Annotated in this window: 21 protein-coding genes; 13 read left to right on the top strand and 8 right to left on the bottom strand. The window is 70.7% G+C overall.

The window, feature by feature from the left end; all coding sequences use genetic code 11:
• The first annotated feature begins 19 nt into the window (after positions 1-19).
• Positions 20-985 (top strand): WxL protein peptidoglycan domain-containing protein, encoded by a 966-nt coding sequence (locus tag OHA05_RS11550; RefSeq protein ID WP_328860516.1) that lies wholly within the window; start codon positions 20-22, stop codon positions 983-985.
• An 11-nt stretch (positions 986-996) separates the two neighbouring features.
• A complete protein-coding gene (era, locus tag OHA05_RS11545; protein WP_327684334.1) occupies positions 997-1,947 on the top strand; it encodes a GTPase Era in 951 nt (316 codons plus the stop codon).
• 5 nt (positions 1,948-1,952) lie between these two features.
• Here era and OHA05_RS11540 read toward each other — a convergent pair whose 3' ends face one another.
• Positions 1,953-2,219 carry a protealysin inhibitor emfourin gene (locus tag OHA05_RS11540; protein WP_313946404.1) on the bottom strand — a complete coding sequence of 89 codons (267 nt, stop codon included), beginning with the start codon at positions 2,217-2,219 and terminating at the stop codon, positions 1,953-1,955.
• A 568-nt stretch (positions 2,220-2,787) separates the two neighbouring features.
• Entirely contained in the window at positions 2,788-3,864 is a 1,077-nt protein-coding gene (locus OHA05_RS11535) for a M4 family metallopeptidase (protein ID WP_328860515.1), read from the bottom strand.
• Between the two features lie 323 nt (positions 3,865-4,187).
• Here OHA05_RS11535 and leuA point away from each other — a divergent pair, with 323 nt between their 5' ends.
• The 5 genes from leuA (at position 4,188) to OHA05_RS11510 (ending at position 11,173) form a co-directional block, all read left to right on the top strand.
• A complete protein-coding gene (leuA, locus tag OHA05_RS11530; RefSeq protein ID WP_328860514.1) occupies positions 4,188-5,957 on the top strand; it encodes a 2-isopropylmalate synthase in 1,770 nt (589 codons plus the stop codon).
• A gap of 246 nt (positions 5,958-6,203) precedes the next feature.
• Entirely contained in the window at positions 6,204-6,860 is a 657-nt protein-coding gene (locus OHA05_RS11525; protein WP_313949019.1) for a TerB family tellurite resistance protein, read from the top strand.
• Between the two features lie 217 nt (positions 6,861-7,077).
• Positions 7,078-9,189 carry an MMPL family transporter gene (locus OHA05_RS11520; protein ID WP_328860513.1) on the top strand — a complete coding sequence of 704 codons (2,112 nt, stop codon included), beginning with the start codon at positions 7,078-7,080 and terminating at the stop codon, positions 9,187-9,189.
• A gap of 65 nt (positions 9,190-9,254) precedes the next feature.
• The gene (locus OHA05_RS11515; RefSeq protein ID WP_443043672.1) at positions 9,255-10,511 is read left to right on the top strand and encodes a sensor histidine kinase; all 1,257 of its coding nucleotides are present in this window, start codon (positions 9,255-9,257) and stop codon (positions 10,509-10,511) included.
• Positions 10,508-11,173 carry a response regulator transcription factor gene (locus OHA05_RS11510; RefSeq protein WP_328860511.1) on the top strand — a complete coding sequence of 222 codons (666 nt, stop codon included), beginning with the start codon at positions 10,508-10,510 and terminating at the stop codon, positions 11,171-11,173. Before OHA05_RS11515 ends, OHA05_RS11510 begins: the two co-directional genes overlap by 4 nt.
• Positions 11,174-11,185: 12 nt before the next feature.
• Here the strand turns inward: OHA05_RS11510 and OHA05_RS11505 are convergent, their stop codons facing one another.
• The gene (locus tag OHA05_RS11505; protein WP_328860510.1) at positions 11,186-12,547 is read right to left on the bottom strand and encodes an FAD-dependent oxidoreductase; all 1,362 of its coding nucleotides are present in this window, start codon (positions 12,545-12,547) and stop codon (positions 11,186-11,188) included.
• Positions 12,548-12,861: 314 nt separating this feature from the next.
• On the opposite strand from OHA05_RS11505, the gene OHA05_RS11500 reads away from it, so the two are divergent.
• Together OHA05_RS11500 and OHA05_RS11495 are read left to right on the top strand one after the other, a co-directional pair.
• Entirely contained in the window at positions 12,862-13,701 is an 840-nt protein-coding gene (locus OHA05_RS11500; RefSeq protein WP_328860509.1) for a hypothetical protein, read from the top strand.
• 61 nt (positions 13,702-13,762) lie between these two features.
• Positions 13,763-14,032 carry a DUF1905 domain-containing protein gene (locus tag OHA05_RS11495; protein ID WP_313946412.1) on the top strand — a complete coding sequence of 90 codons (270 nt, stop codon included), beginning with the start codon at positions 13,763-13,765 and terminating at the stop codon, positions 14,030-14,032.
• A 33-nt stretch (positions 14,033-14,065) separates the two neighbouring features.
• Here OHA05_RS11495 and OHA05_RS11490 read toward each other — a convergent pair whose 3' ends face one another.
• Positions 14,066-14,461, bottom strand: a complete 396-nt coding sequence (locus tag OHA05_RS11490) for an SHOCT domain-containing protein (protein WP_313946413.1) — start codon at positions 14,459-14,461, stop codon at positions 14,066-14,068.
• Between the two features lie 248 nt (positions 14,462-14,709).
• Between OHA05_RS11490 and recO the strand changes: the two genes are divergently transcribed.
• The 3 genes from recO to OHA05_RS11475 are packed head-to-tail and all read left to right on the top strand — an operon-like array spanning position 14,710 to position 16,657.
• Positions 14,710-15,456 carry a DNA repair protein RecO gene (gene recO / locus OHA05_RS11485; protein ID WP_313946414.1) on the top strand — a complete coding sequence of 249 codons (747 nt, stop codon included), beginning with the start codon at positions 14,710-14,712 and terminating at the stop codon, positions 15,454-15,456.
• 23 nt (positions 15,457-15,479) lie between these two features.
• A complete protein-coding gene (locus OHA05_RS11480; protein WP_313946415.1) occupies positions 15,480-16,325 on the top strand; it encodes an isoprenyl transferase in 846 nt (281 codons plus the stop codon).
• On the top strand, positions 16,322-16,657 hold the full coding sequence (locus OHA05_RS11475) for a hypothetical protein (RefSeq protein ID WP_328860508.1): 336 nt from the start codon (positions 16,322-16,324) through the stop codon (positions 16,655-16,657). Before OHA05_RS11480 ends, OHA05_RS11475 begins: the two co-directional genes overlap by 4 nt.
• A gap of 39 nt (positions 16,658-16,696) precedes the next feature.
• Here OHA05_RS11475 and OHA05_RS11470 read toward each other — a convergent pair whose 3' ends face one another.
• From OHA05_RS11470 to OHA05_RS11455, 4 genes are read right to left on the bottom strand one after another with little or no spacing between them, the layout of a single operon-like run.
• Positions 16,697-17,134 (bottom strand): Fur family transcriptional regulator, encoded by a 438-nt coding sequence (locus OHA05_RS11470; protein WP_328860507.1) that lies wholly within the window; start codon positions 17,132-17,134, stop codon positions 16,697-16,699.
• Positions 17,135-17,192: 58 nt separating this feature from the next.
• Positions 17,193-18,086 (bottom strand): metal ABC transporter permease, encoded by an 894-nt coding sequence (locus OHA05_RS11465; RefSeq protein WP_313946418.1) that lies wholly within the window; start codon positions 18,084-18,086, stop codon positions 17,193-17,195.
• Positions 18,087-18,088: 2 nt separating this feature from the next.
• Positions 18,089-18,853 carry a metal ABC transporter ATP-binding protein gene (locus tag OHA05_RS11460; protein ID WP_313949020.1) on the bottom strand — a complete coding sequence of 255 codons (765 nt, stop codon included), beginning with the start codon at positions 18,851-18,853 and terminating at the stop codon, positions 18,089-18,091.
• A 22-nt stretch (positions 18,854-18,875) separates the two neighbouring features.
• Positions 18,876-19,856, bottom strand: a complete 981-nt coding sequence (locus OHA05_RS11455) for a metal ABC transporter substrate-binding protein (RefSeq protein ID WP_328860506.1) — start codon at positions 19,854-19,856, stop codon at positions 18,876-18,878.
• Between the two features lie 210 nt (positions 19,857-20,066).
• Between OHA05_RS11455 and OHA05_RS11450 the strand changes: the two genes are divergently transcribed.
• Positions 20,067-21,452 (top strand): glycine--tRNA ligase, encoded by a 1,386-nt coding sequence (locus OHA05_RS11450; protein ID WP_313946420.1) that lies wholly within the window; start codon positions 20,067-20,069, stop codon positions 21,450-21,452.
• Positions 21,453-21,524: the final 72 nt, after the last annotated feature.

Raw genomic sequence — 21,524 nt, 5'->3', positions numbered from 1 at the left:
GTCCCTGGGGGATGAGCTCATGCGCAAGCTGTACGCCGTTCTGCCGCTGCTCGGCCTGCCCCTGCTGGCCCTGCTGCTGTTCGGCCCGGCGCCGACGGCCCGGGCCGCGGACAACGGCAACTGGTCCGTCTATCCCGCCTCGTCGCAGCTGGGCGCGCGGCCGTACTTCTATCTGTCGGCCGAGCCCGGCACCACCCTGACCGACCGGGTCACCGTCACCAACAAGAGCGCTGCCCCGCTGACCTTCCGGCTGTACGCGGCGGACGCCTACAACACCGCACGGGACGGCGGGTTCGCCGTACGCGGCCCGAACGAGAAGCAGCGCGGCGTCGGCGCCTGGGCCAGGCCCGAACGCGACCGCGTCACCGTCCCCGCCCGTGGCTCGGTCACCGTGCCGTACACCGTCACCGTCCCGGAGACCGCCGAGCCCGGTGACCATCCCGGCGCGCTGGTCGCACTCGACGAGCGGATCAGCCCCTCCACGGGCTCGGTCGCCGTCGGTATCCGGCAGGCCGTCGGCGCCCGCGTCTACCTGCGGGTGAACGGCCCGACCGTGCCCGCGCTGTCCGTCGAGGACGTCCGGCTCAGCCACGACCAGTCGCTGGTGCCGGGCGCCGGCGAGAGCAATGCCGTGATCTCGTACACCCTCCACAACCGCGGCAACGTCACGCTCAACCCCCGGGTCGCCCTCAAGGCGGAAGGTCTCTTCGGACGCGACCTGCTCAGCCGGAAGCTGACCGGAATCCCCTCCGAACTCCTGCCGCGCCAGAAGATCCGGCTCACCGAACGGTGGGCGGGCGCACCCCGGCTGGAGTGGGGCGAGGTGCGGCTGACGGCCAGTGCGAGGGACGTCCGGGAGTCCGCCGGTGTCACCTTCTTCGCGCTCCCGTGGCTCGTCGCCGTGGTGCTCGTCGCGGCCGTCGCGGGCGCGGGCGTATGGGCCAGAGTCAGGCATGCGCGGGCGCGCGTGCCCAGGGGCGCCTGACATCAGGGACAATGGGCGCCATGAGCGTTCCTACCCAGTCCTCCGAGGCCCCCCATCGGGCCGGCTTCGCCTGCTTCGTCGGCCGTCCCAACGCGGGCAAGTCCACCCTGACGAACGCTCTGGTCGGCCAGAAGGTGGCCATCACCTCCAGCCGGCCGCAGACGACCCGGCACACCGTGCGCGGCATCGTGCACCGGCCGGACGCGCAGCTGATCCTGGTGGACACCCCCGGCCTCCACAAGCCGAGGACCCTGCTCGGCGAGCGGCTCAACGACGTCGTCCGCACCACCTGGGCCGAGGTCGACGTCATCGGCTTCTGCCTGCCCGCCGACCAGAAGCTCGGCCCCGGCGACCGGTTCATCGCCAAGGAGCTCGCCGGGATCAAGAAGACGCCGAAGGTCGCGATCGTCACCAAGACCGACCTCGTCGACTCCAAGACCCTCGCCGAGCAGCTGATCGCGATCGACCAGCTCGGCAAGGAGCTGGGCATGGAGTGGGCGGAGATCGTCCCCGTCTCGGCGGTCGGCGGCAAGCAGGTCCAGCTCGTGGCCGACCTGCTCACCCCGCTGCTCCCCGAGGGCCCGCCGCTCTACCCCGAGGGCGACCTCACCGACGAGCCCGAGCAGGTCATGGTCGCGGAGCTGATCCGCGAGGCCGCACTGGAAGGCGTACGGGACGAGCTGCCGCACTCGATCGCGGTCGTGGTCGAGGAGATGCTGCCGCGCGAGGACCGCCCGGCGGACAAGCCGCTGCTGGACATCCACGCCAACGTCTACATCGAGCGCCCCAGCCAGAAGGGCATCATCATCGGCCCGAAGGGCAAGCGCCTGAAGGAAGTCGGCACGAAGTCCCGCAAGCACATCGAGGCGCTGCTGGGTACGCCGGTCTTCCTGGACCTGCACGTCAAGGTCGCGAAGGACTGGCAGCGGGATCCCAAGCAGCTGCGCAAGCTGGGGTTCTGAGCCGGTCAGGCACCTTCCTTGAGCACACGTGAGATCAGCGTGCGCTGAGCCTCGGACAGACGGGGGTCGGCGCACTGGACGGTCCGCCCGTCGACGGTGATGCGGTAACTGAACCCGTCGGCCACCTCGCCGGGAAGGCCGGTCCGGTCGCCGGCGAGGGCCTGTTCGGCGAGGTCGTGCCAGGTGGAGGCGTCGGGTCGGCCGGTGGTGTCGACTTCGGCGACGCGCTCGATCCCGGCGAAGCCGCCGGTGCGGTGGACGTGGATACGCATGGGTCCTGTTCTAGCCCCTGCGACCCCGCCCCTCAATCGCCGGCGGGGCGGGGTGGGGCTGGTGGGCTGGCCGTGACAGGGGCGTTCATTTCCAGCCCGTCCGGCGATTGAGGACATGCCCGTAGGGCGTGCGGGACGGTCCGGGCCGCGGGTGGCTGCGTGGCGCGGGCTCGTTGCGGGGCTCTGCCCCGGGCCCCGCGCCTCAATCGCCGGCGGGGCTGGATTGGGCCGGCTGATCACCCGCACCGAGCGCGGGTTGCCCGGTCAAGGGGTTGGATGTCCAGCCCGTCCGGCGTTTGAGGACATGCCCGTAGGGCGTGCGGGACAGTCCGGGCCGCGGGTGGCTGCGTGGCGCGGGCTCGTTGCGGGGCTCTGCCCCGGGCCCCGCGCCTCAATCGCCGGCGGGGCTGGATTGGCCCGGCTGATCACCCGCACCGAGCGCGGGTTGCCCGGTCAAGGGGTTGGATGTCCAGCCCGTCCGGCGATTGAGGACATGCCCGAAGGGCGTGCGGGACAAGCCAGGGCGCGCCCCGAGGCGGGAACGGGCCCGCCCCGGTGGGCCGGGAGGTCAGACCTCCCGGGGCGTCATCGTCGGGACACCCACCTGCGACCACGCCTTCAGCAGCGCGTCCAGCTCCTCCCCCTCCCCGAATCGCGACGTCGCCGCCGACACGGTCGCCCGCGCGAACGACGCGAAGTCCGCGTCCACCGTCAGCGCACCCCCCGTCAGGGTGTCGAACCAGATCTGTCCCGCCCGTTCCCACGCCTTGCCGCCGAGCTGCGTGGCCAGCAGGCAGAACGCGTGGTTCGGGATGCCCGAGTTGATGTGCACTCCGCCGTTGTCCCGGCCCGTGCGGACGTACTGGTCCATCGTCGCCGGCTGCGGGTCCTTGCCGAGGACGTCGTCGTCGTACGCCGTGCCCGGTTCCTTCATGGAGCGCAGGGCCACGCCCGTCACCCGCGGGGCGAGGAGGCCCGCGCCGATCAGCCAGTCCGCCTGGTCCGCGGTCTGGTCGAGGGTGTACTGCTTGACCAGCGAGCCCATCACGTCCGACATCGACTCGTTCAGCGCGCCGGGCTGGCCGAAGTAGCTGAGGTTCGCCGTGTACTGGGTCAGGCCGTGCGCCAGCTCGTGGGCGATCACGTCGACCGGGAGCGAGAAGTCGAGGAAGATCTCGCCGTCCCCGTCGCCGAACACCATCTGCTCGCCGTCCCAGAACGCGTTCCCGTAGTTCTCGTCGTAGTGGACGCTCGCGCTCAGCGGCAGGCCCTCGCCGTCGAGGGAGTTGCGCCCGTACGCGGAGAGCAGCAGCTCGAACGTGGCGCCGAGGCCCGCGTAGACGCGGTTCACGGTCGCGTCCTTGCCGGGCGCGTCGCCCTCGCCGCGTACCTTCTCGCCCGGCAGCACCGTGCCGTGGCCGCAGTCGTGGACGGTGCGTTGCGGGCGGCCGGTGGCCGCGCCGGCCGGCGGGAGCGCGGCGGCGGCGCCGATGACGGTGGTCAGCCGACGGCGCGTGCGCTGTGCGGCGTCCGCCTCCAGGGTGCGGCGGGCGGGGCCGGCGAGCGCCGGGTCATCCGCCCGGGCGAGCTTGTCGAGGACGTGGGGCGGCACGATCGTGCAGAAAACGGGATGGATGTCAGCCATGTCTGGCAATGTGGCACTGAGTTACGCGCTTGTCACTAGTTGCCACCATGATGAGTGAAATGGAGTGATGGATCACCGTTTGGCCGTTACCGACGAGTCGTCCCGCATACTGGGACAGCACCGCCGTCCCCGCCCCACTCGGTTAGGCTGCCTCTCATCATGCGTTTCGGGCTGCTTCTTCTTAGCTGCCGCGGCGAGGGCCTGTAGTCGTAGGCCGACCCCCTCCCCGCGGGATCTGGTGCTGCTTCGCCCCGTCGGCCTCCCCCACCGCCCTCCGGGCGTGGGAGGTACCAGATCCTTGAGGACCGAGGAGCCCCACGCACATGTCTGACACTTCTGTCGGTCGCCCCACGCCCGTCACCAACGCGACCCACACCCAGAAGCCGTCCGGGATGCCTATCCACAAGTACGGCCGGTACGAGGCCGTGGACATCCCCGACCGCACCTGGCCCGAGAACCGGATCACCAAGGCGCCGCGCTGGCTGTCGACCGATCTGCGCGACGGCAACCAGGCCCTGATCGACCCCATGTCGCCCGCTCGTAAGCGGGAGATGTTCGACCTGCTGGTACGCATGGGCTACAAGGAGATCGAGGTCGGTTTCCCCTCCTCCGGCGAGACGGACTTCGCGTTCGTGCGGTCCATCATCGAAGAGGGCGCGGTCCCCGAGGACGTGACGATCTCCGTCCTGACGCAGGCGCGCGAGGACCTGATCGAGCGCACCGTGGAGTCCGTGAAGGGCGCCCACCGCGCGACCGTGCACCTGTACAACGCCACCGCGCCCACCTTCCGCCGGGTCGTCTTCCGCGGGTCCAAGGACGACATCAAGCAGATCGCCGTGGACGGCACGCGCCTGGTGATGGAGTACGCCGAGAAGATCCTGGGCCCGGAGACGACCTTCGGCTATCAGTACAGCCCGGAGATCTTCACCGACACGGAGCTGGACTTCGCGCTGGAGGTCTGTGAGGCCGTCTGTGACGTCTGGCAGCCCGAGGCCGGCCGCGAGATCATCCTCAACCTGCCCGCCACGGTGGAGCGTTCGACCCCCTCCACGCACGCCGACCGCTTCGAGTGGATGTCGCGCAACCTGACCCGGCGCGAGTACGTCTGCCTGTCCGTGCACCCGCACAACGACCGGGGCACCGCCGTCGCCGCCGCCGAGCTGGCGATCATGGCCGGCGCGGACCGGATCGAGGGCTGCCTGTTCGGCCAGGGCGAGCGCACCGGCAACGTCGACCTGGTGACGCTGGGCATGAACCTGTTCTCGCAGGGCGTCGACCCGCAGATCGACTTCTCGCAGATCGACGAGATCCGTCGGACCAGCGAGTACTGCAACCAGATGGAGATCCACCCGCGCCACCCCTACGCGGGCGATCTGGTCTATACGGCCTTCTCCGGCTCCCACCAGGACGCCATCAAGAAGGGCTTCGACGCGCGGGAGGCCGACGCGGCCGCCCAGGGCAGGTCCGTCGACGAGATCGAGTGGGCCGTGCCGTATCTGCCCATCGACCCCAAGGACGTCGGCCGTTCCTACGAGGCGGTCATCAGGGTCAACTCGCAGTCCGGCAAGGGCGGTATCGCCTACGTCCTGAAGAACGACCACAAGCTGGACCTGCCGCGCCGGATGCAGATCGAGTTCTCGAAGATCATCCAGGCGAAGACGGATACCGAGGGCGGCGAGGTCACCCCGAAGGACATCTGGACGGTCTTCCAGGACGAGTACCTGCCGAACCCGGCGGACGGCGCGGCTCGCTGGGGCCGTATCCAGCTGCGGTCCGGTCAGACCACCACCGACACCGACGGGATCGACACCCTGACCGTCGAGGCGGTCGTGGACGGTACCGAGACCGTGCTGACCGGTTCGGGCAACGGTCCGATCTCCGCCTTCTTCGACGCGCTGAACGCGGTGGGCGTGGACGCCCGCCTGCTGGACTACACCGAGCACACGATGAGCGAGGGCGCGTCCGCGCAGGCCGCCTCGTACATCGAGTGCGCGATCGACGGCAAGGTGCTGTGGGGCATCGGCATCGACGCCAACACCACGCGCGCCTCGCTGAAGGCGGTCGTCTCGGCCGTCAACCGCGCGGCCCGCTGAGCGGGTTCACTTTTCCACCGCGCCCCCGGCCTCCCACCACGGAGGCCGGGGGCGCGGTGCGTCCGGAACGCGCCGTCGTACGCCGTGGTGAAGGGCGGGGAAATCGGCCATGTCCTGGCGTACTGCCGCCTGGGTGCTGACGGCACAACACCGGTGTGGCTAACATCACGTCAACGCGGCAATGTTGCCGGACGGTTACGGAGGTGTGAGGTGCGGGCAGACCGTGGGGTATTCGGCCGAAAAGTGATGGTCTGCGGCATTCACACTTCGTGGAACACCGTCGGCGACGGGGAGTTCTTCTGCCCCGGCTGCGGAGGCGACCGCAACTACCGGCGGCGCACAGGCCGTCGACGGTTCACCCTGCTCGGTGTTCCGCTGCTGTCCCGCGGCTCCGCCGGCCCCGTCGTCGAGTGCGCCGCCTGTCACGGGCACTTCGGCATGGACGCCCTCGATCACCCCACCACCGCCCGCTTCTCCGCGATGCTGCGGGACGCCGTCCACACCGTCGCGCTCGCCGTCCTCGCCTCCGGCGGCACCTCCTCCCGGCCGGTGCGCGAGACCGCCGTCGCCACCGTGCGCGCGGCCGGCCTCGACGACTGCACCGAGGACCAGCTCACCGGACTGATCGAGGCGCTCGCCGCGGACACCGGCCGCTTCGTCACCGACACCGGGCCCTACGGCGCGGCGCTCGCCATCGAACTGCACGAGGCCCTCGAACCGCTCGCCCCGCACCTGGCCGCCGCCGGGCGGGAGTCCATCCTGCTCCAGGGCGCGCACATCGCCCTCGCCGACGGGCCCTACACCACGGCGGAGCGCGAGGTCCTCACGACGGTGGGCGCCGCGCTGCAACTGTGCGCGGACGACACGGCGCGACTGCTCGCCACCGCACGCACCCCGTTCTAGCGCCGCTCCCGGCAGGCTTGCCGGAAACGGCACCAGATCACGGCCTCCAGCGCGGGGGAATGCCCGAGCGCGTACTCCCCGGGGAGTAATCCGCCCTCCGCGCCACCCGTCGCAGTACTCCCCATCTCGCCCTGCCGCGCGACGTATCGCGTCCTTCGCGGCGGGAGTCTGGTGATCCGATCCGACCACCGGACACCCGTGACGAAGGGGAGCACCCATGGGGCCCGTACCGACCACCGAGCTGTCACCGCCCGCACCGCCGCCGACCCGACGACGACGCGCCGTGCCCTGGGCCGTGCTCGGGCTGTGGCTCGTCGTTCTCGTCGTCGCCGGAGCGTTCGCCGGGAAGCTCGGGGACGTGCAGCGCGACCGTGCCGTCGACTACCTGCCGAACAACGCCGACTCGACCCAGGTAGCCCGGATCCAGGACCGTCTGCCCGGCGGAGAGTCCACCGACCTCGTGCTCGTCTACCACCGCGACGGCGGACTCACCGCCGCCGACCGGGCGTCCGCCGCCCGCCAGGTCGGGGAGGTCGCCGCCGGGCACCGGCTGACCGCGCGGCCGCAGCTCGTGCCCTCCGAGGACGGCACCACGCTGATGTACCCCGTCTCCAGCACCGAGCCGGGGCAGGACGAGGAGGCCAGGGACGCCTTCGTCCGGGACGTCCGGGCCACCGTCGACGGCGGGGAGGGACTGAGCGCCGAGGTCGGCGGGCCCGGTGCGCTCGCCACCGACGCCTCCGAGGTCTACAACTCCCTCGACGGCCCGCTGCTCTACACCACCGTCGCCGTCGTCGCGATCCTGCTGATCCTCATCTACCGCAGCCCGCTGCTGTGGATGGTGCCGCTGGTCGTCGCCGGTGTCGCCGACGCCCTCTCGCTGGCGGTGACCTACGGCCTCAACCAGGCCTTCGACGTCACCGTCTCGGGGCAGAGCTCCGGTGTGATGACGATCCTGGTCTTCGGCGCGGGCACCGACTACGCGCTGCTGATCGTCTCCCGCTACCGGGAGGAACTGCGCCGCACCCCGCGCCCGTACGACGCCATGACCACGGCGCTGCGCGGCTGCGGACCCGCGATCGTCGCGTCCTCGGGGACCGTGGCGGCCGGCATGCTCTGTCTGCTCGCGGCCGACCTCAACAGCAGCCGGGGCATGGGCCCCACGGCGGCGGTCGGAGTGCTGTGCGCCCTGCTCGCCATGACGACCCTGCTGCCCGCGATCCTCGTGTTGCTGGGGCGCCGGGTCTTCTGGCCGCTGATCCCGGCGTACGGCAGCGAACCCAGGGCCCGCCGCTCCCTGTTCGCGGCCATGGGCAGTACGGCGGGGAGGCGGCCGGTCGGTGTGCTGGTGAGCGGAGCCGTGGTGTTGGGGGCGCTCGCGCTCGGCTCGTTCGCGCTGCCCGGGGATCTCAAGCAGGAGGACTCGTTCACCAGCACGCCGGAGGCGGTCGCCGCGATGGGCACGCTGGGCGAGGCGTTCCCCGGCACGGGCACCCAGCCGATCGACGTGATCGCGCCGACGGGCGGCGCGGACGCGGCGCTGGCCGAGGCCCGTGGCACCGAGGGCGTCCTGAGCGCCGAACGCGGCCGCAGCGGCGGGGGCTGGACGGAGCTCTCCGTCGTCGCGAAAGACGCACCTCAGTCGCCGGGGGAGACGGCCACCATCACGGCACTCCGAGACGCGCTCGACGGCTCCTACGTCGGCGGCCCCAGCGCCCAGCAGATCGACCTGGAGGACACCAACGCCCGCGACACCACCATCGTGGTCCCGCTGGTGCTGCTCTCGGTCCTGCTGATCCTCGTCGCCCTGCTCCGCAGCCTGGTCGCCCCGCTGCTGCTCGTCGTGGCGGTCGTCGCCGTGTGGGGAGCGGCCCTCGGCATCGGCGGGCTGCTCTTCGAACCGCTCGGCCTCGAAGGCACCGACCCGGGCCTGCCGCTGCTGTCCTTCGTCTTCCTCGTCGCGCTCGGGGTCGACTACGGGATCTTCCTGATGCACCGGATGCGCGAGGAGGCGCTGGCCGGCGCCGAACCGGTGGCGGCCGCTCTCACCGCGCTGCGCACGACGGGCGGGGTGATCGCCTCGGCAGGGCTCGTCCTCGCGGCGACCTTCGCGGTGCTGACCAGCATGCCGATGGTCCAACTCGTGGAACTGGGCTTTGTGATCGCGGTCGGGGTCCTGCTGGACACCTTCGTGGTCCGGACCTACCTCGTCACCAGCGCCAGTGTGCTGCTGAAGCGAAAGGTCTGGTGGCCGGGCGCGCTGTCCCGGTCCCCGGGGGATCCGGTTCGCGCGCCGAAGAGCGTGCCCGAACCGGCCGTTCGCGGCTGACGGGACGCGGGGTGCCCGGACGCGGGCACCCCGCACCCTCACCACCTCTCCGACCATCACGCAGGATGGATGCCGTGTCCCCGCCACCCGTGACCAGCCCGCCCAGCACCCGGCCCCACCCGAGGCTCGGCGAGCGGGTGCTGACGGCCGTCAGCCGTGACCCCCTGACCGCGCCGAACCGCCGACGCAACGACGCCGTCCTCACCGTGGCCGTCGCCGCCCTCGCCCTCCTTCTCGGTCTGGTCGTGAAGGACGGGCGCAACCCGGACTCGCTGGGCTGGCTGCTCCTGGCCGGGGCGGTCGTCCCGCTCGCCTGGCGACGCGAGCACCCCGGCCTCGTCCTCGCCCTCGTGCTGCTGTGCGTGGCTCCGTACCACGCGATGGACAACACCCATGCGGCACCGCTCCCGGCCTCGCTGATCGCCCTCTACACGCTGGCGGCCACCGCCCGTCCGCGCGTCACCCTCCTCGTCGGCTTCGGCGTCATCGGGCTCACTCTCACGGTGATGTTCGGCGTCGGCGCCGACGAGGGACTGGAGGCCCTGCGCACCTCCGGCTGGATCTTCGCCGTGCTCGTCTTCGGTGTGGACGTGCGCGTCTACCGCCGCTACGTCGCCTCGGTCGTCCGCCGCGCCGAACACGCCGAACGCACCCGCGAGGAGGAGGCCGCCCGCCGGGTCGCCGAGGAGCGGCTGCGTATCGCCCGTGATCTGCACGACCTGCTCGCGCACTCCATCACGCTCATCGGCGTCCAGACCTCCGTCGCCTCCCACGTCCTGACCGTCGATCCCGACCGGCTCGACCGGGCCGCGATCGCCAAAGCCCTCGACGACATCGCGGAGACCTGCCGCACGGCACGCGGCGAACTGCGCACCACGCTGGAGGTGCTCAGGGCCGACGGGCCGGACTGGGACGGCCCGCTGCCCGATCTCGCGGCCCTGCCCGACCTCGTACGGGCCGCAGAGGCGCGGCTGACCCTGCGCACGGGCGACGGGCCGTTGCCGTCGGCCGTGCAGGCGGCCGCGTACCGGATCGTGCAGGAATCGCTCACCAACGCCGTACGCCACGGCGGCCCGGGCACGGGCATCTCGGTGACGGTTCTGGACCGGGGAGGGGAGTTGACGGTCACCGTCACCGACGACGGCGACGGAGGCGGTGCCGGGCCCGTGACCACGGCCGCGGACGGCGCGGGCTACGGAATCATCGGCATGCGCGAGCGGGCACGCAGCGTCGGCGGCACACTGTCGGCAGGCCCGCGGGACGGCGGCGGGTTCGAAGTGGCGGCGGTCCTGCCGCTCCGGCAGTCGGAGGTCTCCGCATGAGCGTGATCCGTGTGCTGCTCGCGGACGACCAGGCGCTCGTGCGCGCCTCGTTCGCGATGCTCATCGAGTCGGCGCGTGACATGGAGGTCGTCGCGCAGGCGCGCAACGGCGCCGAAGCGGTCGAACTCGCCCGCACCGAACGGGCGGACGTCGTCGTCATGGACATCCGGATGCCCGAACTCGACGGCATCGAGGCCACCCGGCTCATCGCCGCCGACGACGACCTCGCCGGGGTGAAGGTGCTCGTGCTGACGACGTACGACACCGACGACCACATCGTCGAGGCACTGCGCGCGGGCGCGTCCGGCTTCCTGGTGAAGGACACCAAGCCGGCGGAACTGCTGGCCGCGATCAGGACCGTCGCGGCGGGGGAGGCGCTGCTCTCCCCGGGGCCCACCTCCCGGCTGATCGCCCGGGTGCTGAGTGCCCCCCAGGCCCCGTCGGCCGGTGGGCCCGAGGATCTGACCGACCGGGAGCGCCAGGTCCTCGCGCTCGTCGCGCGAGGACTGAACAACAGCGAGATCGGCGAGGTGCTCGGTCTCTCACCGCTCACGGCGAAGACGCACGTCAGCCGGATCATGGGCAAGCTCGCCGCCCGTGACCGTGCCCAACTCGTCATCGTGGCCTACGAGTCGGGACTGGTGGTCCCGGGCGGCGGATGAGCAGCCGGACGCTCAGGCGCCGCTCGCCTTCAGCATCTCGTCGCGCTCGACGATCTTCACGCGCTCGCGTCCCTCGGCCTCGCCCAGCGCCCGCTCGGCCTCGTCCAGCCGGTACCAGCCGTCCCAGGTGGTGTAGCGGACGTTGCGGTCCTCCAGGAACGCCACGACGGCCTCCGGGCCCGGTGCGACGGGCGTGAGCAGCCGGCCGCCCGCGTGGTCGTCCAGGAGGTTGGCGACCGTCTCGTTCGCGTCGCCCTTGGTGTGGCCGATGAGGCCGACCGGGCCGCGCTTGATCCAGCCGGTCACATACGTCGACCGGAGGTGCTCGCCGGCCTCGATCACACGGCCGCCCTCGTGGGGGACCGTGCCGGTGAGGAAGTCGAAGGGCAGCTTGGGCAGTTCCTCGGAGAGGTAGCCGACCGCGCGGTACACGGACTGGATGTCCCAGGTGCGCACGGCGCCCGTGCCGGTGACGTTGCCCGTGCCGTCGAGCTGCGTGCGCTCGGTCCGCAGGCCGACGACCTTGCCGTCCTCACCGACGACCTCGACGGGCGACTCGAAGAAGTGCAGGAACAGCTTGTGGGGGCGGTCGCCGACATCGCGGATCGCCCAGTTCTCCAGCGTCTTCGCCACCATGTCCGCCTGCTTGTTGGCGCGGCGGGTGGCGATCGAGCCCTCGTCGTAGTCGATGTCCTCGGGGTCGACGATGACCTCGATGTTCGGCGAGTGGTCGAGCTCGCGCAGCTCCATCGGGCTGAACTTGGCCTGCGCGGGACCGCGCCGTCCGAAGACGTGCACCTCGAGGGCCTTGTTGGCGGCGAGCCCGGCGTACACGTTCGGCGGGATCTCCGTCGGAAGGAGCTCGTCCGCGGTCTTCGCCAGGATGCGGGCGACGTCCAGGGCCACGTTGCCGACACCGAGGACGGCCACCTTCTCGGCCTCCAGCGGCCACTCGCGCGGCACCTCCGGGTGGCCGTCGTACCAGGAGACGAAGTCGGCCGCCCCGTACGAGCCGTCCAGCTCGATGCCCGGGATGTCCAGCGCCCGGTCCGCCTCGGCGCCGGTGGAGAAGATCACCGCGTCGTAGAACTCGTGCAGATCGTCCAGGCCGATGTCACTCGGGTAGTCGACGTTGCCGAAGAGGCGTATCTGGGGCTTGTCGAGCACCTGGTGCAGCGCGGTGATGATGCCCTTGATGCGCGGGTGGTCGGGCGCGACGCCGTAGCGGATCAGCCCGAACGGTGCGGGCATCCGCTCGAAGAGGTCGATGGAGACGCCGGGCTCGACCGCGGCCTCGGACTTCAGCAGGGCGTCGGCGGCGTAGATTCCGGCCGGGCCGGCACCGACGATCGCGATCCGCAGAGGGCGGGGCATGGAATGTTCCCTTCGAGCGTGGTCCACGGGGCGGGACAGCGGTGCGGGTCGTGGGATGGCAGGGATGTCTCGCCTGTTCACCCTGGCAACGACGCTGCTGCCGCGGTACCCGTCACATGCCTATGAGCCCATAAGCCTGATCTATGACCTGAAGCCTGGAGTGGCATAGGTAAGGACACCCTAACCGGACGCCCTCACGTCGCAGCGACCGGGATCCCGCTGCACGCTGGTACCAGGAAACCCGTCGGGGGCCGACACCGGCCACAGCGGGACAGGAGCGCCGGGGCAGACCGGCCCGGCGAAGGGGCGCGCCCATGAACGCTGCCGCAGGCTCGGTACCCGGTGGCCGGCTGGAAGCCGCCCTGGAGAACCCCGTCGTCGGCATGTCCCCGTGGATCATCTTCTCGGTGCTGGTCGGCCCCGGGCGGTTCGAGCTGGCCGTGGGCCTCGCCCTCGCGGTGGTGGTGCTGCTCGTGGTGCTCGGGCGGGTGCTCCACCGTGGCAGGTCGGTCAAGCTGCTGGAAGTGGCGGACATCGTCTTCTTCGCCGCGCTGGCGGTGATCGGAGCCGTGGCCTCCGAGGGCACGCTGAACTGGCTGGAGACCTACGCGGGTGAGCTGTCCAACCTCGCACTGGTGGTCATCGCGTTCGGCTCGATGGCCGCCGGGATGCCCTTCACCCTCCAGTACGCACGCGAGCGCGTCGGCAAGGAGTACTGGGACTCGCCGGAGTTCCGCCATGCCAACCAGGTGATCACCGGTGCCTGGGGCCTCGCCTTCCTGGTGGCGGCCATCGCGGGCGGCTACGGCGATCTGGTGCTGCACAACCCGAACAACCTCTGGACGGGCTGGGTCGTCCAGATCGCGGCGATCGTGATGGCGGTGAGCTTCACCGAGTGGTACCCGCAGGTCGTCCGCAGCCGCCGGTCCGACGGGCACCCGCCGCCGGTCCGCCATCTGCTCACCCCGCTGGCCGGCCTGCTCATCCCGATGGGCATCCTCGCCCTGGTCTTCGACGCGTCGGCGTCGTGGTTCGGCGTGGCCCTCATCATCCTCGGCGTGGTGCTGGCCCGGGCGATCGGCAAGGACGCCGAGATGACGCGGCTGCGGGGCGGCCACTCACGGGACAAGCGGCAGGGCCGCCGGCTGCGATGAGTTCCGACCGCCGCGGCGGTCCATCCTGCAGAGCCGACGACAGGACTGTGAGGGCACCGTCATGAACAAGCAGTTCACCGCCACCCTGGTGAAGAGCCCGAGCAAGGGCGGCTGGACCTATCTCGTATGGCCGGAGTCGGTGGAGTACTTCGGCACCCGGGGCCTGGTCAAGGTCCGCGGCACGATCGACGGACACCCGTTCCGCAGCTCCTTCATGGCGCTGGGGAACGGCACGCACAAGCTGCCGGTGAAGGCGGATGTGCGAAAGGCGATCGGCAAGGAGGCGGGGGACTCGGTCACCGTGCGCCTCGAGGAGCGCCTGGAGGCGTGAGCCGGCGCTCCCCGGGGCGGGTGATGTGCCTCCTCAGTGCAGGATCTTCTCCTTCGCGCGGTTGAACTCCGCGTCCGAGATGTCGCCGCGGGCCCGGATCTCGGACAGCTTCGCGAGCTGCTCCACCTCGCTCGGGCCGCCGGCGGTGCTGCGGATGTACTCGTCGAGGGCCTTCTTCTGGTCCTCGGCATGCTTCTGCTCGCGCCGGCCCATGCCGCGGCCGCGGGCGACGACGTAGACGAAGACCCCGAGGAAGGGGAGCAGGATGACGAACAGGAGCCAGACGGTCTTCATCCCGCCGCTGAGCGTGTCGTCCCGGAAGATGTCGCCGATGATCCGGAAGAGCAGGAAGAACCAGAGCACCCACAGGGAGATCCAGAGGACCGTCCACATGGCTCCCAGCAGGGGATAGTCGTAAGCGAGTTGCATGTCACTGCCCTTCGTGATGGATCAGCGCCGGATGGGCGTTGCTCGGGGGTGAAGGGGTGTCGGCCGGCTCCGGAGCGGCAGGCGGGCCCAGGGGCGGGCGCTGCGGCGGGGGAACCGGCTGATTCCACTGTACGAGCGTTCCCCCCGCCGCGCCCCGCGTCGGCCCGGCGGCGGGCCCCGGGGCCCGGTACCCCACCGGTTCGGCCCTGAGGGCCGCGCAGAGGACGGCGTACGGGAGAATGGAGCGCATGAGCCTGTTCCGTGACGACGGTGTCGTGCTGCGCACCCAGAAGCTGGGCGAGGCCGACCGCATCATCACGTTGCTCACGCGGGGGCACGGGCGTGTGCGGGCCGTCGCCCGCGGGGTGCGGCGGACCAAGTCGAAGTTCGGCGCGCGGCTCGAACCCTTCTCGCACGTCGACGTGCAGTTCTTCGCCCGCGGCAGCGAGCTCGTCGGGCGCGGGCTGCCGCTGTGCACCCAGAGCGAGACCATCGCCCCCTACGGCGGCGGCATCGTCTCCGACTACGCCCGCTACACCGCCGGCACCGCCATGCTCGAGACCGCCGAGCGGTTCACCGACCACGAGGGCGAGCCGGCCGTCCAGCAGTACCTCCTCCTCGTCGGCGGGCTGCGCACCCTCGCGCGCGGCGAGCACGCCCCCCACCTGATCCTCGACGCTTTCCTGCTGCGCTCCCTCGCCGTCAACGGCTACGCGCCCAGCTTCGACGACTGCGCGAAGTGCGGCCTCCACGGGCCGAACCGCTTCTTCTCGGTGGCCGCGGGCGGCGTCATATGCGGCGACTGCCGGGTGCCCGGCAGCGTCGTACCCTCTGCGGAGGCCATCGCACTGCTCAGCGCGCTGCTGACCGGCGACTGGCCCACGGCGGACGCGTGCGAGGCGCGCCACGTCAGGGAGGGCAGCGGACTGGTGTCCGCGTACCTGCACTGGCACTTGGAGCGCGGACTGCGCTCCCTCCGGTACGTCGAGAAGTAGCAGAAATAGGAGATGTGAGCCGCATGGCACGACGCGGAATCCTGGGCCGGTCCCGCCGCGAGTACAAGGTCCCCGAGCCGCACCCCTCCGGCGCCCGCCCGCCGAAGATCCCGGGCGAGCTGGTGCCGGGCCATGTGGCCTGCGTGATGGACGGCAACGGCCGCTGGGCCAAGGAGCGCGGTCTGCCCCGCACCGAGGGCCACAAGGTCGGCGAGGCCGTCGTGCTGGACGTGCTCAAGGGCTGCCTGGAGATGGGAGTGAAGAACCTCTCCCTCTACGCCTTCTCCACCGAGAACTGGAAGCGTTCGCCCGACGAGGTGCGCTTCCTGATGAACTTCAACCGTGACGTCATCCGCCGCCGCCGTGACGAGATGGACGAGCTCGGTATCCGTATCCGCTGGGTCGGGCGGATGCCGAAGATGTGGAAGTCGGTCGTCCAGGAGCTCCAGATCGCCCAGGAGCAGACCAAGGACAACGACGCGATGACGCTGTACTTCTGCGTGAACTACGGCGGCCGGGCCGAGCTCGCGGACGCCGCGCAGGGCATCGCGCGCGATGTGGCGGCGGGGAAGCTGGACCCGTCGAAGGTGAACGAGAAGACGTTCCAGAAGTACCTGTACTACCCGGACATGCCGGACGTGGACCTGTTCCTGCGTCCGAGCGGCGAGCAGCGCACGTCGAACTACCTGATCTGGCAGAGCAGTTACGCCGAGATGGTCTTCCAGGACGTGCTGTGGCCGGACTTCGACCGGCGTGACCTGTGGCGTGCCTGCCTGGAGTACGCCCAGCGGGACCGCCGTTTCGGCGGTGCCATCCCGAACGAGGAACTGGAAGCGATGCGCGGCCGCCCCGAGGGCACGACTGCGTGACCGGCCGGGGATGTGGCAGCGTCGCGCTCTTCGCGGTCGCGGCGCTCGCCACCTACCTGAGCTTCGTGTTCACGTTCGAGATGGAGACGCTCGACGGCCTCCGTGAGAACCGCGCCGATGTCGCGTACTTCTTTCTGCGCGCGGCGGCGGTGGCGACGGCGGCGGCCATGGTGGTGGCCGGCCGCCGCTCCCGCCTCGCCGTGCTCGCGACCGCGTGTCTGGCCGTATCGCTGGTGTGGCGTCTGAACACGCTCGCACCGGCCCTGCACTGCGGCGACAGCAACAGCGTCGCCCGCAACGCCGACGGCACCTACAACTGCTTCGAACGCTGAGGGGCGGCGCGCTCCGGTCCGGAGCGCGCCGTTACCGGGTCAGGCCTGCGCAGAGGCGCTCGCGCAGTCCGCGCAGGTGCCGAAGATCTCGACGGTGTGCGCCACGTTCACATAGCCGTGCTGCGCGGCGATCGTCTCCGCCCACTGCTCGACCGCGGGACCCTCGACCTCCACCGCCTTGCCGCACACCCGGCACACCAGGTGATGGTGGTGGTCGTCCGTCGAGCAGCGCCGGTAGACGGACTCGCCGTCACTGGTGCGCAGGACATCCACCTCGCCGGCGTCCGCCAGCGACTGAAGGGTGCGGTAGACCGTGGTCAGACCCACCGAATCGCCGCGGTGCTTGAGCATGTCGTGAAGGTCCTGCGCGCTGCGGAACTCGTCCACCTCGTCGAGCGCCGCCGCCACCGCGGCACGCTGCCGGGTCGACCGGCCTCGCACTGGGGCGGGGTTCCCGCCCGTTGGCGCCGTCACCACAGGTGCCTCCTCGCTTCGCCCGCACATGCTGTCGGGCCCAATTCTGCCAGGCCCGCGGTCAGACCTTGACGTCGTCGCCGGGACGGCGGCTGCCGGGCATGTCCGCGGTGCACTCCGCCGAGGCCGCCTCGACCGTGCGGGCACGCCGTCTGGCCAGGGGGGTTGCCAGCACGGTCAGCGTGATGAAGACCGCGATGGCGAGCAGGACGATCGTCGCTCCCGGCGGGACGTCCTGGTAGTACGACGTGGTCGTGCCGGCCAGCGCGACCGCGACACCGATCCCGACCGCGAGGGCGAACGTCGCCCGGAACGAGCGCGAGATCTGCTGCGCCGCCGCCACGGGCACCACCATCAGTGCGCTGACCAGCAGCAGGCCCACCACGCGCATCGCCACCGAGACCGTGACCGCCGCGGTGACCGCGATCAGCAGGTTCAGCGCCCGCACCGGCAGCCCCGTCACCCGGGCGAACTCCTCGTCCTGGCTGACCGCGAACAACTGGCGCCGCAGGCCCAGCGAGACGAGCACGACGAACGCGGCGAGCACACAGATCGCCGTGAGGTCCTCGTCGGACACCGTGGACAGCGAGCCGAACAGGAACGAGCTCAGATTGGCCGTCGAGCCGGTGTCCGAGATGTTGATCAGCAGGACGCCGCCCGCCATACCGCCGTAGAAGAGCATCGCCAGCGCGATGTCGCCGCGGGTGCGTCCGTACGCCCTGATCAGCTCCATCGCGATCGCGCCGACCACGGAGACGGCCGTCGCCATCCACACCGGGTTGGTGGACAGCAGAAAGCCGAGGCCGACGCCGGTCATCGCCACATGGCCGATGCCGTCGCCCAGCAGCGCCTGCCGGCGCTGCACCAGATAGATGCCGACGGCGGGCGCGGTGATGCCGACCAGTACGGCCGCGATGAGCGCCCGCTGCATGAAGGCGGTCTCGAGGATTTCCATGATCAGGTCAGCAGTCCCGTGCGGAGCGGCTCGTCGGCCGCGTGCGGATGTACGTGGTCGTGGCCGGGCAGGGCGTGCTGGCCCACGGCCTCGGGCGGCGGTCCGTCGTGGACGACGCAGCCGTCCCGCAGCACCACCGCGCGGTCGATGAGCGGCTCCAGCGCGCCCAGTTCGTGCAGCACGAGCAGCACGGTCGTCCCGGCCGCCACCTGCTCACGCAGCGTCCCGGCGAGGATCTCCTGGCTGACCAGGTCCACGCCCGCCATCGGCTCGTCCATGATCAGCAGTTCGGGTTCGCAGGCGAGCGCGCGGGCGATGAGCACCCGCTGGTGCTGCCCGCCGGACAGGGCGTTCACGGAGTCCCTGGCCCGGTCGGTGAGGCCGACCAGCTCGATGGCGCGGTCCACGGCCGCGCGGTCGGCCCGCGAGAGCAGACCGAGGCGCGCGCGGGACAGCCGGCCCGAGGAGACGACCTCGCGGACGGTCGCGGGCACGCCGCTCGCGGCCGTGGTGCGCTGCGGCACATAGCCGATGCGCGACCACCCGCGGAACCGGCGCAGCTCGGTGCCGAAGAGCGTGATCGTGCCGCTCGTGAGCGGCACCTGGCCGATCACGCTGCGTACGGCGGTCGACTTGCCCGAGCCGTTCGCGCCGAGCAGCGCGACGACCTCACCGCGCTCCACGGAGAGGTCGACGCCGCGCAGCACGGGGCGCGAGCCGAGCGAGGCCTGGGCCCCGCGGAGGGATATGACGGGCTCGCTCACGATGCCTCCGATGGGGATGGGTGGGTCACTTCGCGCCGAGAGCCTTCTGCAGCGCGGCGAGGTTGGACTGCATCACGCCGATGTAGTCATCGCCCTGGGACCTCTCGGTGATTCCCTCGAGCGGGTCGAGGACGGCCGTCTTCAGCCCGGTGTCCTCGGCGAGGGTCTTCGCGGTCCTGTCGCTGGCGAGCGTCTCGAAGAAGACGGTGCTGACCTTCTCCTTCTTCGCCAGGGTCTGGAGCGCCTTGATGCGGGCCGGGCTCGGCTCGGACTCGGGGTCGATGCCCGCGATGCCCTCCTGGTCCAGGCCGTAGCGCTCGGCGAGGTAGCCGAAGGCGGAGTGCGTGGTGATGAAGGTCTTCGTCGTGGTGTTCTTCAGGCCCTGCTCGAAGGCGGTGTTCAGGCCGTCGAGCTTGGTGACCAGCGCGGTGGTGTTCTTCCGGTAGTCCGCGGCGTGGTCGGGGTCGGCCTTCTCCAGGGAGGCCCCGACGCCCTTGGCGACCTCGGCGTACTTCACGGGGTCGAGCCAGATGTGGGGGTCGGCGCCCGCCTCGCCCTCCGCCTCGTGGGCGTGCTCGTCGTGGGCCGCCTCGTCACCCGCGTGGCCGTGGCCGCCCTCGGTGCCGTGGTGCTCCAGCTCGGTCAGGGTGGCGGCATCGACCTTGTTCTTCGCCTCGGACTCGTCGATGGCCTTGTCGACGGCGGGCTGGATGCCCTTGAGGTAGAGGATGTAGCCGGCTTCGCCCAGCTCGGCGGTCTGGCGGGGCTTGAGCTCCAGGTCGTGCGGCTCGACGCCCGGCCGGGTGAGGGTGGAGACGGCGACATGGCTGCCGCCGATCTGCTCCGCCAAGTACTGCATGGGGTAGAACGACGCCACCACCTTGAGCCTGCCGTCGCCGTCCTTGCCGTCGGCGGCACCGGAGGCCGAGCAGGCGGACACGGCCATGAGGCCGAGAGCGACGGCTCCGGCGGCGACGGTGGTGGGTATCAGGCGGCGTACGTTCATGACTGTCATTTTCAACAAAAGTGGAAACGATTGTCAACAAAGCTGCTGAGCGGCCCCTCGGGCCGGTCGTACCCCTACCGATTTGATTGGAGGGGTGCGCCCGCCGGTAACCTGAAGCATTCGCCCGCCCGTCTCCCGACCGCCACCCCCCAACGAAGCGCTCCGCGCCTCACCCCCCATACATTCGTCGTCGTTAATGAAGAGAGCACCGTGGCCGCCGACAAGATCGACACCATCGTCAGCCTCAGCAAGCGCCGTGGCTTCGTCTACCCGTGCAGCGAGATCTACGGCGGCCAGCGAGCCGCCTGGGACTACGGGCCGCTGGGCGTCGAGCTGAAGGAGAACATCAAGCGTCAGTGGTGGCGCTACATGGTCACCTCGCGCGAGGACGTCGTCGGAATCGACTCGTCGGTGATCCTGGCCCCCGAGGTCTGGGAGGCCTCCGGTCACGTCGCCACCTTCACCGACCCGCTGACCGAGTGCACCTCCTGTCACAAGCGCTACCGCGCCGACCACCTCATCGAGGCGTACGAGGAGAAGCACAACGGCCGGGCCCCGGAGAACGGTCTCGCCGACCTCAACTGCCCCAACTGCGGCAACAAGGGCACCTTCACCGACCCCAAGCAGTTCTCCGGCCTGCTCTCCACGCACCTCGGCCCGACCCAGGACTCGGGCTCGGTCGCGTACCTGCGTCCCGAGACCGCCCAGGGCATCTTCACCAACTTCGGCCAGGTGCAGCAGACGTCGCGCAAGAAGCCGCCGTTCGGCATCGCGCAGATGGGCAAGTCCTTCCGGAACGAGATCACTCCGGGCAACTTCATCTTCCGCACCCGCGAGTTCGAGCAGATGGAGATGGAGTTCTTCGTCAAGCCCGGCGAGGACGAGCAGTGGCAGGAATACTGGATGGAGCAGCGCTGGAACTGGTACCGCGACCTGGGTCTCCGTGAGGAGAACATGCGCTGGTTCGAGCACCCGCAGGAGAAGCTCTCCCACTACTCCAAGCGCACCGCGGACATCGAGTACCGCTTCAGCTTCGGCGGCAGCGAGTGGGGCGAGCTCGAGGGCGTCGCCAACCGCACCGACTACGACCTCTCGGCGCACTCCAAGGCGTCCGGCCACGACCTGTCGTTCTTCGACCAGGAGGCCGGCGAGCGCTGGACCCCGTACGTCATCGAGCCCGCGGCCGGTGTCGGCCGGGCGATGCTCGCCTTCCTGCTGGACGCGTACAACGAGGACGAGGCCCCGAACGCCAAGGGCGTCATGGAGAAGCGCACCGTGATGCGCCTCGACCCGCGCCTCGCACCGGTCAAGGTCGCCGTCCTGCCGCTCTCCCGCAACGCGCAGCTGTCGCCGAAGGCCAAGGGCCTCGCCACGGACCTGCGGAAGAACTGGAACATCGAGTTCGACGACGCCGGCGCCATCGGCCGCCGCTACCGCCGTCAGGACGAGATCGGCACGCCGTTCTGCGTCACCGTCGACTTCGACACCCTCGACGACAACGCGGTAACCGTGCGCGAGCGCGACACCATGACGCAGGAACGTGTCTCCCTCGACCAGATCCAGTCCTACCTCGGCGCCCGGCTCCTCGGCTGCTGACGTACCCATCCGATCGCCGAAGGCCGGCCGGGCATACAGCCCGGCCGGCCTTCGCGTGTGTGCGTGGACTCC

The sequence above is a fragment of the Streptomyces sp. NBC_00306 genome (assembly GCF_036169555.1).
Classification (GTDB): domain Bacteria; phylum Actinomycetota; class Actinomycetes; order Streptomycetales; family Streptomycetaceae; genus Streptomyces; species Streptomyces achmelvichensis.
The sequence above is the reverse complement of the archived record's forward strand: the minus strand, read 5'-3'. Positions and strand labels throughout refer to the sequence as shown.

Coding starts and splice junctions, on each gene's coding strand:
- OHA05_RS11515 (WP_443043672.1), top strand. CDS start 9,255: ATGGATGCCGTGTCCCCGCCACCCGTGACCAGCCCGCCCAGCACCCGG.
- OHA05_RS11535 (WP_328860515.1), bottom strand. CDS start 3,864: ATGGCTGACATCCATCCCGTTTTCTGCACGATCGTGCCGCCCCACGTC.
- OHA05_RS11525 (WP_313949019.1), top strand. CDS start 6,204: ATGGTCTGCGGCATTCACACTTCGTGGAACACCGTCGGCGACGGGGAG.
- era (WP_327684334.1), top strand. CDS start 997: ATGGGCGCCATGAGCGTTCCTACCCAGTCCTCCGAGGCCCCCCATCGG.
- OHA05_RS11455 (WP_328860506.1), bottom strand. CDS start 19,856: ATGAACGTACGCCGCCTGATACCCACCACCGTCGCCGCCGGAGCCGTC.
- OHA05_RS11520 (WP_328860513.1), top strand. CDS start 7,078: ATGGGGCCCGTACCGACCACCGAGCTGTCACCGCCCGCACCGCCGCCG.
- OHA05_RS11480 (WP_313946415.1), top strand. CDS start 15,480: ATGGCACGACGCGGAATCCTGGGCCGGTCCCGCCGCGAGTACAAGGTC.
- OHA05_RS11510 (WP_328860511.1), top strand. CDS start 10,508: ATGAGCGTGATCCGTGTGCTGCTCGCGGACGACCAGGCGCTCGTGCGC.
- OHA05_RS11500 (WP_328860509.1), top strand. CDS start 12,862: ATGAACGCTGCCGCAGGCTCGGTACCCGGTGGCCGGCTGGAAGCCGCC.
- OHA05_RS11490 (WP_313946413.1), bottom strand. CDS start 14,461: ATGCAACTCGCTTACGACTATCCCCTGCTGGGAGCCATGTGGACGGTC.
- leuA (WP_328860514.1), top strand. CDS start 4,188: ATGTCTGACACTTCTGTCGGTCGCCCCACGCCCGTCACCAACGCGACC.
- OHA05_RS11505 (WP_328860510.1), bottom strand. CDS start 12,547: ATGCCCCGCCCTCTGCGGATCGCGATCGTCGGTGCCGGCCCGGCCGGA.
- OHA05_RS11465 (WP_313946418.1), bottom strand. CDS start 18,086: ATGGAAATCCTCGAGACCGCCTTCATGCAGCGGGCGCTCATCGCGGCC.
- recO (WP_313946414.1), top strand. CDS start 14,710: ATGAGCCTGTTCCGTGACGACGGTGTCGTGCTGCGCACCCAGAAGCTG.
- OHA05_RS11495 (WP_313946412.1), top strand. CDS start 13,763: ATGAACAAGCAGTTCACCGCCACCCTGGTGAAGAGCCCGAGCAAGGGC.
- OHA05_RS11540 (WP_313946404.1), bottom strand. CDS start 2,219: ATGCGTATCCACGTCCACCGCACCGGCGGCTTCGCCGGGATCGAGCGC.
- OHA05_RS11550 (WP_328860516.1), top strand. CDS start 20: ATGCGCAAGCTGTACGCCGTTCTGCCGCTGCTCGGCCTGCCCCTGCTG.